This is a genomic window from Azorhizobium caulinodans ORS 571 (assembly GCF_000010525.1).
In the GTDB taxonomy this organism is placed as follows: Bacteria; Pseudomonadota; Alphaproteobacteria; order Rhizobiales; family Xanthobacteraceae; genus Azorhizobium; species Azorhizobium caulinodans.
The window spans coordinates 1,247,383-1,259,631 of record NC_009937.1 but is presented as its reverse complement, the minus strand read 5'-3'; the positions used below and the strand labels follow the sequence as shown (position 1 = coordinate 1,259,631).

Genomic DNA, 12,249 nt, shown 5'->3' with positions numbered 1-12,249 from the left:
CTCCAAGCTCCAGCCCTCATACAGCAGTTCTCCAGCCCGATCCTTGACCTGCATCGGCTGGTTGCAGCCTAACCCCCGAGCCCCAGTTCCTGCCGCGCCGCATCGAGGCGACGGCCCGCCTCCGCATCATCGGCGAAGGCCTTGCGCGCAGATTGCAGCGCGGCCTCCGCCTTGGTCTTGTCGCCGAGCACGCTCCAGGCCCGTGCGAGCCGCAGCCAGCCGTCGAGATCCTTCGGATCGGCGGCGAGCCGCTCCTCCAGCCGCGAGACCATGCCCATGATCATGGCGGAACGCTGCTCCGGCGTCTGCTGGGCAGCCGCGGCCACGTCCTCGGCGGAAGGGCCCGGTGCCGTCGCCGGAGTCGCGGGCTGCGGCAGGCGCAGGACGGAGGTGGACGGGGCCCTGCCACCCACGCGCGCCAGCGCCGCCGTGACGATCGGGCGCCACGGCGCATCGGCCGGCGCGCTCTGGAGCAGGCTCGACCAGAGGGCGGCGGCATCGGCCTTGCGCCCGTCCTGCTCGGCGGCGAGGCCGAGGAAATAGCGGGCCTTCACCGACTGCGGGTCCAGCGCCGCGGCAGCGGCGAAGGCCTGCGCGGCCTCCTGCGTGACCATGCCGTTGGCGGCCAGCGTCAGCACCTCGCCGAGCGCCACCTGCCGCTCGGCGCTGTTGCCGAGCAGGCGGATGGCCTGCCGATAGGCGCGCGCCGCGTCGTCGAGCCGGCCCATGCGGGCATAGACGGGGGCGAGCAGTTCATAGCCCTGCCCGTCATTGGGGTTGGCGGCGAGATGCTCCTCCACCCGCCGCACGAGAATGGCGATGTCGTTGCCATCCGGGGGCGCAGTGAGGCGCGCGGCCAGAGGTGCGCCCGGCACGGTCGGCGCGCCGGTGAAGCCGTAGATGCCGGCGGCCACCACGGGAATCAGGATGAGCACGAAGATGGCGGCGAGCCGGCGCCGGCGCACGCCATTCGCTTCCGCAGGCGAAGCCGCCCCTGCGGTGCCCGCGGCGGCAAGGATTCGGCGGCTGACCTCAATGCGGGCCGCTTCGGCCTGCTCGGCCGGCAGGCGTCCGGCCGCCTGATCGCGGCCGATCTCGGCGAGCTGGTCGCGATAGACCGCAAGGTCCGCCTCGCGCTCGCTGTGCGCCTCGCGCCTGCGGCTCAGGGGCCACAGCACGGCCATGACCGCGGCGGCGGTCATCAGCGCAAAGGCGATGAACAGCGGAAGGGACATCATGACAACTGCCGTATCGGAGCAGGACGGAAATGCAACGCTGCTTTCCGTCGCGGGCCTTCGCAGCGACGGCGTCTCACGCAAGCGTCATTAGATAGCCGCCGGAAGACTGGGCGCTGTGGGGCGACCCTGCGTCAGCTTGGCGCGCCCCAGGTGCCGTCCGCCGCCCGGCAGGCGACCCCGCGGGTCGTCAGGGGCCGACCCTGCACATAAATGGTATGTGAGTAGTCTCGACACTGGGGATTGCCCGGCCGGGCATACGCGGGGCCGGCAATGACCGTGCCGTAGGCACCGCTGTCGCCCTTCCAGCCCACGGGGCTGCCGGGACCGCCATATTCCAGCGCCTGTACTTCGGCGGCATAGGCGCGCTGCTTGTCCGTCTCGTCCAGCGGCGCATTGGCATAACCCGCCGTCACGCCGAGCACGGGCGAGGTGGACACCACGGGCGCCGGCGCCGAGGCGACCTTGGGCCCATCGTCGGACGTGCTGACGCAGCCGGCGAGCGCAAGGGCAAGGAACGACACACAGATGACCTTCGGCGCGATCATGGCTGAGCCTTCGCTCGGGTCTCCGGCGGACGGACCGGAGCACGCACAGGATACAAAATTTACGAGAAAGCGGAGGGGCCTGCCTGCGGCGGACCGCCCCACCTTCGGGTCAGGCTGCGGGCAATACCAGTTCCGTACGCAATCCGCCAAGAGGCGCGGTGTTCATGTCGAACCGTCCCCCGTAGAGCGAGGCGAGTTCATGGACGATGGACAGGCCGAGGCCGGAACCCGGCTTGGATTCGTCGAGCCGACGCCCGCGCCGGCGCACCTCGGCCCGCTTGCCGGGGCTGAGGCCAGGGCCGTCATCATCGATCACCACCCGGAAATAGGCCCGGTCGCTGGCGCCGCGCGGCTCCATCGCCACCCGCACGAACACCCGTCCCGCCGCCCATTTGCAGGCATTGTCGATGAGATTGCCGATCATCTCCTCCAGATCGTGCCGCTCGCCCCGGAAACGGATGTCCTCGCCCACCACTTCCACCTCGATGGAGAGATCGCGCGTCCGGTGGATCTTCTCCATGGTGCGCGAAAGGCCGGTGACGATGGGGATGACATCGCACACGCTCACCACCACCGAGACGCGGGCGGCCATGCGGGCGCGTTCCAGATGGTGCCCCACCTGGTCGCGCATGAGCGTCGCCTGGTCGCGCACGCGCACCGCCAGCGGATCGTCGCGATTGCCGGCCTCGTTGAGCAGGACGGAGAGGGGCGTCTTCAGCGCATGGGCGAGATTGCCCACATGGGTGCGGGCGCGGTCCACGATCTCCTTGTTCGCGTCGATGAGGGCGTTCACCTCCGCCACCAGCGGGGCGACCTCCTCCGGATATTCTCCCTCGAGCCGTTCCGCCTTGCCGGACCGCACGGCGGACAGCGCCTCGCGGATACGCACCAGCGGCCGCAGACCGAAGCGGACCTGGAACAGCACGGTGAGCAGGAAGGCGAGGCCCAACACGCCGAAGGTGCCGACCAGGGCGAGATTGAAATTGGTGATCTCGTCCTCGATCTCGGAGGCATCGCCCGCCACCGTGATGCGGTAGCGTCCGTCCTGCCCCAGGTCGAGGGTGCGCTCCACGAGGCGCAGCATCTGCTTTTCGGGACCCGGCGCATAGCCCTCGCGCACGCCGCCCGGCCGCTCTACGACCCCCAGAGCTTCGAGGCTCGGCAGGCCGCCCTCGGGCAGTGAGCGCGAACGGCGGGAGGCTGGCTCGGGACCATCGAGCCGGCTCATCTGCCAGTACCAGCCGGAAAAGGGGAAAAGGAACAGCGGGTCCGTGAGGCCCTGCGGCTCCGGCAGTTCGCCGGTGTCGGGCATGTCGCCGGTCGCAAGGCCACCCACGATGGTCTTCAGATAGACGTCGAGGCGCCGGTCGAAGGCGCGCTCGGCGCCGTCGCGATAGAGCGAGGACAGCACGACGCCCACCACGAGCAGGATCAGCGCCGTGACCACCACCGCCGAGAGGAACAGGCGGAAGGCAAGCGAGCCGGGCGTGCGCGGCAGGATCATGGGACGGTCTGCCGGAAGGCGGGCATGCTCAGCGCGCGGTCTCCGGCGCTGCCAGAAGATAGCCCAGGCCACGGACGGTCTGGATCACATCACAGTCGATCTTCTTGCGCAGGCGGCCGACGAACACCTCGATGGTGTTCGAGTCGCGGTCGAAATCCTGCTCGTAGAGATGCTCCACCAGTTCGGCGCGGGAGACGACGCGGCCGGCATGGTGCATGAGATAGGAGAGCAGGCGATATTCATGGCTGGTGAGCTTCACCGGCGAGCCACCCACCGAGACGCGGCCGGAACGTGTATCGAGACGTACGGGGCCGCAGGTCAGCTCGCTGGAGGCATGGCCGCTGGCGCGGCGCAGCAGCGCCCGCAGGCGGGCGAGCACCTCCTCCATGTGGAAGGGCTTGGCCACATAGTCGTCGGCGCCAGCATCGAAGCCCTGCACCTTGTCGCTCCAGCGGTCGCGGGCAGTGAGGATCAGTACCGGCATGCGGCGGCCGGCCCGGCGCCAATGCTCCAGGACGGAGATGCCGTCGAGCTTGGGCAGGCCGATGTCTAGCACCACCGCGTCATACGGCTCGCTGTCGCCGAGGAAGTGCCCCTCCTCCCCGTCGAAGGCCGTATCGACCGCGTATCCCGCTTCACCCAGCGCATTCACCAATTGCCGGTTCAGATCCGGATCGTCTTCTATCACCAGCAGACGCACGTCTTCGTCCTCGCCGACCACACCTCAGGCCGGGCGGGAGAATGCCAGAGCGCGCGGCTTCTGTCAGGTCTGCTGTGTACATCTCGGGACGCTCCCCGCGCCAGGCGCGAGCTTGGCTTTTGCTGCAACCGCAGGGCCCGAGCCGCTTCGGTATCATGGAGCGGCACAGCCCACGCGGCACCGACGCGGCAACGGAAGCTGGACGGCACCCGCGCCCGTATCCTATGAGTTGGTTGCAACGTCCTTACGGAAAGCAGTTCCTTCCGGGGTGCATAAATGGAACGGGCCCTCGCCGTGGCGTTTCTTGGGCTGATCGTGATCGCGGTGTCGGTCATCTTCTTCCTGCACGCCAACTCAATGGGCCTGCTCTATTGGCGCTCCTTCCGGGGCGACGAAATGACCTGCAGCTATTTTTCCGGCCTGGCGCTGCACGAGGTCACCTACCACCGCTCGCGCATGGAATGCCCCTGGGTGCGTAAATCCTGGTGAGGTCAGACGGCCGGACGGGCGAACGCTTCGCGCGCCAGCACGCGCACCGGCAGATCCGCCAGCATCTCGCGCCGGGTTGCATGTGCGGGATCGTCCCGCACGGCCGAGGGCAGCACCAAGGTCTCGCCATCCGCGAGACACACCGGCTCCAGCGCCGCGCCCGGCGTCGTTTCGCCGCGCAGCATGTCGGCCTGGGCCGGGGTCAGGATCAGGCAAGCGATGGCGTCATCCGCCACGGGAACATCGGTCATGATCTCCTCCACACTCATGCGCCGAGCGCCGTGAGATAAGCGCGCAGCGCCGCGTCAAGGGCCGCCACCTCCGCCGCCGTCAGTCCGCCGCCGATGAAGGCCGCGGAGACGCGGCTGGTGCCATTGACGTAAGCACTGCCGAGATTGATCGCGAGCAGGAAGAATTCGAGCGCGGGCGGCGGCACGGCCGCGGCGGACACGCTCTCCACGTTCGCACCGTTGCGATAACGCACGACCGAAGCGCTGTCGGTCCGGGTCGCCGCATAAAATCCTGGGTCGAGGAAGGCGCTGTAATTGGCCACGGGGATGATGCCCGACTGGTTGATCGTCAGCGCACAATAGTCACCATCCCCGGCGCCGTAGCGGGCGATATGGCTGCCCTGATAGCCAGGCAACTGGAGGGCGCCGATCGCGAGGCCCCGCCGGCCGTTCTCCGCCACCCACACGCCGAGACTGGCGGAGGCCTGACGGAAGCGGGTCGCGCCGCTCGGCACGAAGCCCGTGCGCAGATGGGAGGTGGCGCCGTCCGACCGATAGCCGCGATCGACACTGAAGGCGGGGCTGTTCACCTCGGTGAGACCATAGGCGGCGGAGACCCAGTTCAACCGCGCCGAGGCGGAATCGGGTGCGGCGAGGACATAGAGCGCATCGAGCTTGGCCCACACGCCGGCATCCACCAGCGCCCCCACCAGCCGGTCCATGAGATATTGCCGCGACGGCGCCGGAGCGGGCATGCGGGCGACCAGCGCCACCGTCTCGGCCCGCGCCGGCACATAGCCGCCGCCCGAGGCGCCAGGCACGGCGCAGAGAAGATAATGGATCGCCACGCGCACCTGCCCGCCCGTGAAGGCCGCGCCCTGCGCGGTGAGAACCACCGGCGTATCCGTATAGAAGGCGCGGGGGCCGATGACGCCGGCATTGGCATTTCCCGCTGCCGCGCCCAGAGAACCACCGAAGGCGGACGGCTCCCCCGCGATGCCGCAGTGATAGGCGGTGGCGCCGGTGACCGTTTCCAGCGTCCGCGTGGAGACGCCGATCACCACCGCACGGGCCGGAATGACCGTCGTGGTGGCGACACTCGTTCCGAACAGGAACACGTCCTCCTCAAGCACGACCGCTTCCAGCATGCCGCCGCGGGCGGCACTGGCGAGGGGCGACACCCAGGCGGTGCCATCAAAGAGCCGCAGGCGGCGTTGATCGGCGACGTAAGCCAGCGTTCCCGGCACGCAGGGCAGGAGGTCCCACGCACCCGCCTCATAGGCGGCGATGCGCCCGGCATGCCCCGCGAAGACGCCGCTCGCGCCCACAGGCACGAACCATCGCGCGCCATGCGCGGGCGCAGCCGGCGGAGTCAGCGCGGTCAGGCTTTCGAGCCGCAGGTGCACCTGTGCGTCCAGGGCCCGCAGCGCCTCATTGTGGGTGACATGCTTCTGCGCCTGCGCCGCCGCGAGATAGGGCAGCGCGAGATTGGCGGTGGTCTCGGAGGCCATGACGGTTTCCTTGTCCAGAAAGATCAGACGCTCAGCGTCGCAACCGCCGGGCGACCGGCGCCGATGAGTGCGGAGAGCTGGGTGATGCGCACGGTGATCCGGGCCTGCGGCGTGCCGAAATCCAGCAGTTCGTCGGCAGCCGGATAGAGAAAGGCCGTCTCCGGCGTTTCGACTGTCCGCAGCACCGCTTCGCCGGAGAGGATCTCCACGCGGTAGCGCTCGGCCCCTTCCCCGAGTGGCACTTCGACGCCGGCCCAGCCATCGCCGTCGAAGCGCGTCCGGCGGACCCAGGAGAGCGCGATGCCCGCCGAGGTGCGCGTCCCGGCAAGATGCACCGGCGCATAGGGTCGGAGCGCGGTGTCCGGTACGGTGGTGGAGATTTCGAGCACCTGCGCGTCGCCATGGTCCCGGTCGGCCCGGCCGATGCGATAGAGCACGCTGCGGCCGAGCGGCGAGAGGTCCGAAGTGAGCGGCACCAGAGCCGCATCCAGCAGCACGGCCCGCGTACCGGCGGGCCAGCTCTGCGCCACCTCAGCCTCGGTGCCAGCCTGCCCACGGAGCAGGCCGGCGAGTTCATAAACGCCCGACCCCAGCAGCTCCGCCTGTGCGAATGCAGGACCTCGCTCGCGCGCCCCTCCGCCACCAGCGCCAGCGCGTTGGCCTTCTCCAGAACCTCCGCCTCGCTGCGGCCGACAAGGGCGCCGGCCAGCAGCTCCACGCGCACACGGGTGGAGCGGTCGAAGCGCCAGAGCGGCCCCGGCGGCAGCGGATCGAGGAGTGAGAGGACGGTCGCCGGGGTGGTGACGCTGGCGAGCGTCGTGAAGCTCGCACCATCGCTGGAGCGCCAGACGGTGAGCGCCCCCGGCCATGGGGTGGCGGTGGCGGCGAGATACTGAAGCACCGGCGGATCGCCAGCGTCGAGCGGCGGCAGGTCGAGCAGCAGCACGCCCGGCGGCCCCGACGCGCGCGCCACCGGCACGGGCGGCGCCGAGGCGCGCCGCAGAGCGGAGCGGAAGACAGAAAGATCGACGGTGCGGGCCGTCACCGCCCGCCCCTCGCCATCGCTGATCTCGCGGATTTCGAGGCGCCGGGTGCGCCCGTCGCAGGTGAGGTCCACCACGTCGCCCGGCTGGAGCGCCCGCAAGGACGGCGGCAGGGTGAAACGGGCCTCCTCGCGCCCCGCCCATGTGTCCTGGAGGAGCATGTCGGCGGCGCGCACCATCAGCGCGTCGCTCGCCATCGCCGGCACCTCCAGCCGCGTCACATGGCGCGCGGCACCGGCGAGACGGCGGGATGACACCGTGCGGCGCCGATAGTCCGCGCCGCCGTCACCAAAGGCGATCTCCACTTCCAGCGGCAGTTCGGTCTCCTGCGCGCGGGTGAGCAGCAGCGGCGCGGCATCCTCCTGCGCCACAAGGTCGTCCTCGTCGAGCGACGTGACGACGCGCCGCCCGCGCGGACGGAAGACAAGCGTCGCCCCCTCCTCCACCGCATCGAAGGCGAAGGCGCGGGCCAGCGGTTCGATGGCCGCTCGAGCGGTGGTGGGATCGCTCACCACATAGCCATCCACCACGCCTTCGAGCGCACTGGCATCCACATCGGAGAGGCCATGGTCGGCGCAGATGCGTGCCACCAGCGCGTCGAGCGGGGCGGTGCCGAGGCGGCCGGGGAGCCAGTGGCCCGTCTCCCAGTTCTCGCCGTCCGCCCAGACGGAGGTCGCGAGCGGGAAATAGGGAAAGGGCCGGGCATCCCAGGTCCACAGATAGATGCCGGGGTCCACCATCCGCCCGCCGGGCACGCACGCGGGCGGATTGTCCGCATCGCTCGCGCCGAAGGCGGGATCGAAGGCTGCCGTCATCATCTCCAGCGTGCGGCGCTGGATGAAATCATCCCGTCCCCGGTTGGAGAAGGGCGGGAAGCCGCCCTCGGAGGATTTGGCGTCGGGAAAGGTGCTGGGGCGGTTCGGCCCCTTGTCCACAGCGCCGCAGCCCATCTCCATGAGGCGGATGGGCTTCGCGCCCGGCACCCAGGCGGTGGGGGCGCCATCGCGCACGCCTCCCGGCCGCGCGTGATGGGCGTTCGCCCACCAGGACCAGAGGTCCTTCTGGCGGAAGACCCAGGGCTCGCCATAGGCACCATCGGTGATGGGCGTGCGCACCTGCGCCGCGCGGGCGGCCTCGTCCGCATAGAACCAGTCGTAACTCTCGCCGCCGCGCAGGTTCGCCTTCAGATAGGCGCGGTCATAAAGCGTGACGGCGCGGGCGGCGTCGAGATGATCCGCACCGTCCCGCCAGTCGGCGAGCGGGGCGTAATAGTCGATGCCGACGAAATCCACCGCCGGCGATCCCCACAATATGTCGAGCGGAAAGGCGAGCGTGCCGTCGGCGAAGGCTTGCCCGCCATATTCGTCCCAGTTGGCGCCATAGGAGACGTTCGTTCCCGCGCCCACGATGCCTTTCACGTCGGCGGCGAGGCGCGCGAAGCGCTCGGCCGCGGGGAAGCTCCCGCCCGGCCCACGCACGCGGGTGAGCGCAGCCATCTCGGAGCCGATGAGCAGGGTCTCGACACCGCCCGCCATCACCGCGAGATGGGCATAGTGCAGCACCATGCGCCTGAGGCTCCATTCCAGCGGGCCGATATAGAAGAGGTCGGTGCCGAAGCGCAGGAAGTGCTCCGCCCGCGCGCTGCCGAAAAGCGCATCGATCTGCGCTTCCGCCTGAGCAGATCCATCGGGCGAGCCGGGGCGTTCGGGTGCGGGATCACAGGTGATGCGCCCGCGCCAGGGATAGGGTGCCTGATCGGGGCCGAGCGTCCACGGGTCCGGCAGGCCGTTGCCGGCGGGGATGTCCATCATGATGAAGGGATTGAGCGCCACCTCCAGCCCGCGCGCCTTGAGGGCGGCGATGGCGCCCATCACGCTGGAGTCGGAGGGCGTGCCGCCATAGGCCGCCGATCCGCCATACCAGGAGACGGTCGCGACCTCGGCGCGGGAGAGGCCGGCGACGCGCCACTGGGCTCCCAGCGTCTCCTTGTCCTGTCGCTCCACCTTGGGCTCGATGCGACATACGCCCGCCCGCAGATCGCTGCCGACCCAGGTGACGACGAGCGACACGCGCTTCACGTTCGGGCACTGCGCCTGCAACTGGTCGAGGGCGGCCGCAAGGTCGGTGGGCGCACTCACGGTATGCCTGTTCTCGGGCGCGTAGGCAGCATAGCCGGTGACCCGCTGCACGAGGTCCGGCTGATAGCCGAATTCGGTGGCGCCGGGGATCAGCGTCACCGCCCGCACCTGCTGCTCCAGTTGGCCGATGGCGCGCTCCACCTCCACGGTGATCTGCGGCAGGCGGTTGCCATAGCGTGCAAGGGGCAGGCGCTCGAACACCACATAGGCAAGGCCGCGATAGGCGGGCGTGTTGCCTGCGCCCTGCTTGGCCTCGATCCAGGGATCGGGCGACTGGGCCTCGCTGCCCGTATAGCAGCGCACCGTGACGCCGGTCAGGTCGAGCGGCTTGCCATCGGCCCAGATGCGGCCGATCCGCGTCACCGGTCCCTCGCACAGGCCGACCGCGAAGCTGCCGAAATAGCTGTAGGAGACGGTGGTGGTGCGGCTGCCGGACACCGCGCTCTTGCCGCCGCTGCGGGGCGTGGAGGCGGAGGCCACTTCCTCCAGTTGCGTCGCCCAGATGACCTGTCCGCCGACGCGCACCCGGCCATAGATGCGCGGGAGGCTGGCGCCCGCCGCCGAGGTCATCACATCGAGGCTGGACAGGCGCGGCCCAACCACCGTTCGGGAAGAGCCGCCGCCGGAGAGCAGCATCTGGTCGAGCGCCGCACCGCCGAGCGCCCCGAGCGCCCGGCCCGCCAGCGCGCCGATGGGACCAAACAGGCTGCCGACGGCGCTGCCCGCCGCGCCGAGAAGGAGCGTCGCCATGATGTGTCTCCGGAGTTCAGGAAGGCAGGCCGCGCCGGCTCAGCGGCCCGGAAAGGCGAAGACCGCCGCCAGATGCCGCTGCCACCACGGGGCGAAGTCGCCCTCGCACACCGCCGCGCCGTCATAGGCATGGATCATCCGCCCCGGTGCGCTCAACAGGGCGCAGTGCTTGGCGGGAAGGTGGGTGCGGAAGCGGAAGAGCAGCACGTCGCCGGGCTGCATGGCTGCCGTCTGGACCGGCACCAGATGGCGGCCGGCGGCGGCGATGAGCGTCTCCGTGCGCGACGCCTCCGCCCAGTCGGCGGCATAGGGCGGAAGAGGCTCGGGCTCCGCGCCCATCACCGCCCGCCAGACGCCGCGCACCAGGCCGAGGCAATCGGTCCCCTCGCCCCTCACGGAGGCCCGGTGATGATAGGGCGTGCCGATCCAGGCACGGGCTTCCGCTACGATGGCGGCGCGGCGCGCGGCGCCCGTCACGCGAGGGTGCCGCCGTCATAGGCGGCCTCCCCGAGCGCAGCGACGGAGAAGACGAAGTCATTGCCCGGCATGTGCGGGCAGCCGCGAAAATTGCGGGCGTTGGCAAACCGGTCACGGCAGGTGGCAAACTGCTTGTCGCAGCCGGCCGTCACCTCGAACGCATCGCCTGCGACGACACCCTCGGGCAGCGCCTGCCACAGATCGAGCACCACACCTGCCGCGTCCACCGCGTGGGCCTTCACCTCGCAGGCGAAGCCCGCTCCGATCCCGCCGGTGAGGCGGAAGCGCCCGCGGGTGTAGCTGCCCGCCGCGACGTCCGGACCGGAGACGACGAGGCGATTGTCCGCGCCCATCGCTGCGATCACGCCGGTGGTCATATGGCCATCCGAAAGCACGATGCCGCAGCGGGCATCGCCGAGGTCCGCATCGCACAGGGCGCTGAAGACGCGGCCGCGCGTCTGGTTGAGCCCATCGGCGAGGCCGCGCAATTCCGCGGTGAAGGACAGGCCCTGGCGGCGCACCTCGCCCAGCGTACCCCGCCGGAGCAGGACGTGCGTTTCCGGGGCCTGCCAATCGATGAGCAGGAAGTCGAGGAGGGCGCTGTCATAGAGGCCGGCGGCCAGCGCGGTCTCTTCAAGCGTCTCGCCGGAGAGGGCGCCGGACACTTCCATGCCGGTCACCGCAAGGCCCGCCGCGAGCGTGCTCTCGCTGGCGGAAATGCCGCTGGCCGCATGGAAGGTGACGCCATCGATGACGAGGTCGCGGTCGTGGTCGGTGAAGCCCTGCACGCGGCCGTCGCGGCGGGTGATGCGCCAGCCGTTGCAGAACGTCGTGGCGCCCGCCTGGAGAGCGGCGGAGAGGGCATCCGGAAAGCGGCGCATGGCATCCTCACGGATGGATCTCGATGATGGGAATGCGGGGGATCTCCCCGGCAGCGAAATGGGTGAGATTGATCTCGAGGAAATCGGTGTCGAAGCGCACCGGAACGTCGAAGCGGAAGCCGGCGGTGATGGTCGCCCCGGCGGGCGGCACATGCCCCTCCGCAAAGGTCACGCGCCCGCTCGCCGGATCGCAGGAAAACGCTGTCCCCTCGGCCATCACCACGCCGCCCACCGCGACCCGCACGCTGCCCGCGACGGGCTTCGCAATGGTCCGCACATAAGGCGCGAAATGGCTGCCGTAGGTCTTCACCAGCTGGAAGGCGCGGGTCGTTCCATCGCCGGTGCCGATACGCTGATCGAAGGGGGTCGGGGCGGCATCCGGGGCGCCCGAGGACGGGTCGGTCGGATCGCGCCAGCGAAAGCCGTGGAGGCGGCCCCTGCGCTCCTCGAAAAAGGCCAGCACCTCGTGCAGCGCGCGGAGGCTTTTCACGCCGTATCCGGCGTCCCACCTGCGCCGCGAATCAGCGCGCCGGGTGTTGCGTTCCTCGCGGCCGGAAGCGGTTGTGACGACCTCCGTCACCCGTTCTGGGCCACCTGCGGCACCGAGTGCCACATCGAGCGGAAACAAAACCTCATGAAAGGAGGGCATCTTATGTCTACTCCGCTCAATTCTGGCGTTCCGTTAATAGTTTCAGTCTTGACATAGTTGAGAGCCGCGCTTTGACTTCCAACCATCGAAGGAT

The 12,249-nt window shown here is 69.8% G+C and carries 10 protein-coding genes and 1 pseudogene; 1 reads left to right on the top strand and 10 read right to left on the bottom strand.

Annotation, left to right across the window (positions count from 1 at the left end; translation table 11 throughout):
• Positions 1 to 68: 68 nt before the first annotated feature.
• From ccmI to AZC_RS05795, 4 genes are all read right to left on the bottom strand, one after another.
• On the bottom strand, positions 69 to 1,238 hold the full coding sequence (gene ccmI, locus AZC_RS05810) for a c-type cytochrome biogenesis protein CcmI (RefSeq protein ID WP_012169663.1): 1,170 nt from the start codon (positions 1,236 to 1,238) through the stop codon (positions 69 to 71).
• 131 nt (positions 1,239 to 1,369) lie between these two features.
• Positions 1,370 to 1,783 (bottom strand): LipA protein, encoded by a 414-nt coding sequence (locus AZC_RS05805; protein WP_012169662.1) that lies wholly within the window; start codon positions 1,781 to 1,783, stop codon positions 1,370 to 1,372.
• A 109-nt stretch (positions 1,784 to 1,892) separates the two neighbouring features.
• Entirely contained in the window at positions 1,893 to 3,287 is a 1,395-nt protein-coding gene (locus tag AZC_RS05800; RefSeq protein ID WP_012169661.1) for a sensor histidine kinase, read from the bottom strand.
• 28 nt (positions 3,288 to 3,315) lie between these two features.
• Positions 3,316 to 3,987: a response regulator transcription factor gene (locus AZC_RS05795; RefSeq protein WP_012169660.1), complete on the bottom strand. Its 672-nt coding sequence runs from the start codon at positions 3,985 to 3,987 to the stop codon at positions 3,316 to 3,318.
• 276 nt (positions 3,988 to 4,263) lie between these two features.
• Between AZC_RS05795 and AZC_RS05790 the strand changes: the two genes are divergently transcribed.
• Positions 4,264 to 4,476, top strand: a complete 213-nt coding sequence (locus AZC_RS05790; RefSeq protein WP_043878963.1) for a hypothetical protein — start codon at positions 4,264 to 4,266, stop codon at positions 4,474 to 4,476.
• 2 nt (positions 4,477 to 4,478) lie between these two features.
• Here AZC_RS05790 and AZC_RS05785 read toward each other — a convergent pair whose 3' ends face one another.
• The 6 genes and pseudogenes from AZC_RS05785 to AZC_RS05760 all read right to left on the bottom strand — a co-directional run bounded on the left by AZC_RS05785 (position 4,479) and on the right by AZC_RS05760 (position 12,155).
• The gene (locus tag AZC_RS05785; RefSeq protein WP_148209807.1) at positions 4,479 to 4,727 is read right to left on the bottom strand and encodes a hypothetical protein; all 249 of its coding nucleotides are present in this window, start codon (positions 4,725 to 4,727) and stop codon (positions 4,479 to 4,481) included.
• 14 nt (positions 4,728 to 4,741) lie between these two features.
• Complete coding sequence (locus AZC_RS26355; protein WP_012169659.1) at positions 4,742 to 6,217, bottom strand: DUF2793 domain-containing protein; 1,476 nt, start codon at positions 6,215 to 6,217, stop codon at positions 4,742 to 4,744.
• Between the two features lie 23 nt (positions 6,218 to 6,240).
• A pseudogene (locus tag AZC_RS05775) lies at positions 6,241 to 10,148 on the bottom strand (baseplate multidomain protein megatron).
• 39 nt (positions 10,149 to 10,187) lie between these two features.
• Positions 10,188 to 10,625: an NlpC/P60 family protein gene (locus AZC_RS05770; RefSeq protein ID WP_012169657.1), complete on the bottom strand. Its 438-nt coding sequence runs from the start codon at positions 10,623 to 10,625 to the stop codon at positions 10,188 to 10,190.
• Positions 10,622 to 11,506: a DUF2163 domain-containing protein gene (locus AZC_RS05765; RefSeq protein WP_012169656.1), complete on the bottom strand. Its 885-nt coding sequence runs from the start codon at positions 11,504 to 11,506 to the stop codon at positions 10,622 to 10,624. The genes AZC_RS05770 and AZC_RS05765 overlap by 4 nt, the downstream gene beginning before the upstream one ends.
• Before the next feature lie 7 nt (positions 11,507 to 11,513).
• On the bottom strand, positions 11,514 to 12,155 hold the full coding sequence (locus AZC_RS05760) for a DUF2460 domain-containing protein (protein WP_043878961.1): 642 nt from the start codon (positions 12,153 to 12,155) through the stop codon (positions 11,514 to 11,516).
• Positions 12,156 to 12,249 lie beyond the last annotated feature (94 nt).

Bases quoted from the DNA above. Each gene is read 5' to 3' on its own strand.
- AZC_RS05790 (WP_043878963.1), top strand. From the start codon at position 4,264: ATGGAACGGGCCCTCGCCGTGGCGTTTCTTGGGCTGATCGTGATCGCG.
- ccmI (WP_012169663.1), bottom strand. From the start codon at position 1,238: ATGATGTCCCTTCCGCTGTTCATCGCCTTTGCGCTGATGACCGCCGCC.
- AZC_RS05765 (WP_012169656.1), bottom strand. From the start codon at position 11,506: ATGCGCCGCTTTCCGGATGCCCTCTCCGCCGCTCTCCAGGCGGGCGCC.
- AZC_RS05805 (WP_012169662.1), bottom strand. From the start codon at position 1,783: ATGATCGCGCCGAAGGTCATCTGTGTGTCGTTCCTTGCCCTTGCGCTC.
- AZC_RS05785 (WP_148209807.1), bottom strand. From the start codon at position 4,727: ATGACCGATGTTCCCGTGGCGGATGACGCCATCGCTTGCCTGATCCTG.
- AZC_RS05800 (WP_012169661.1), bottom strand. From the start codon at position 3,287: ATGATCCTGCCGCGCACGCCCGGCTCGCTTGCCTTCCGCCTGTTCCTC.
- AZC_RS05760 (WP_043878961.1), bottom strand. From the start codon at position 12,155: ATGCCCTCCTTTCATGAGGTTTTGTTTCCGCTCGATGTGGCACTCGGT.
- AZC_RS26355 (WP_012169659.1), bottom strand. From the start codon at position 6,217: ATGGCCTCCGAGACCACCGCCAATCTCGCGCTGCCCTATCTCGCGGCG.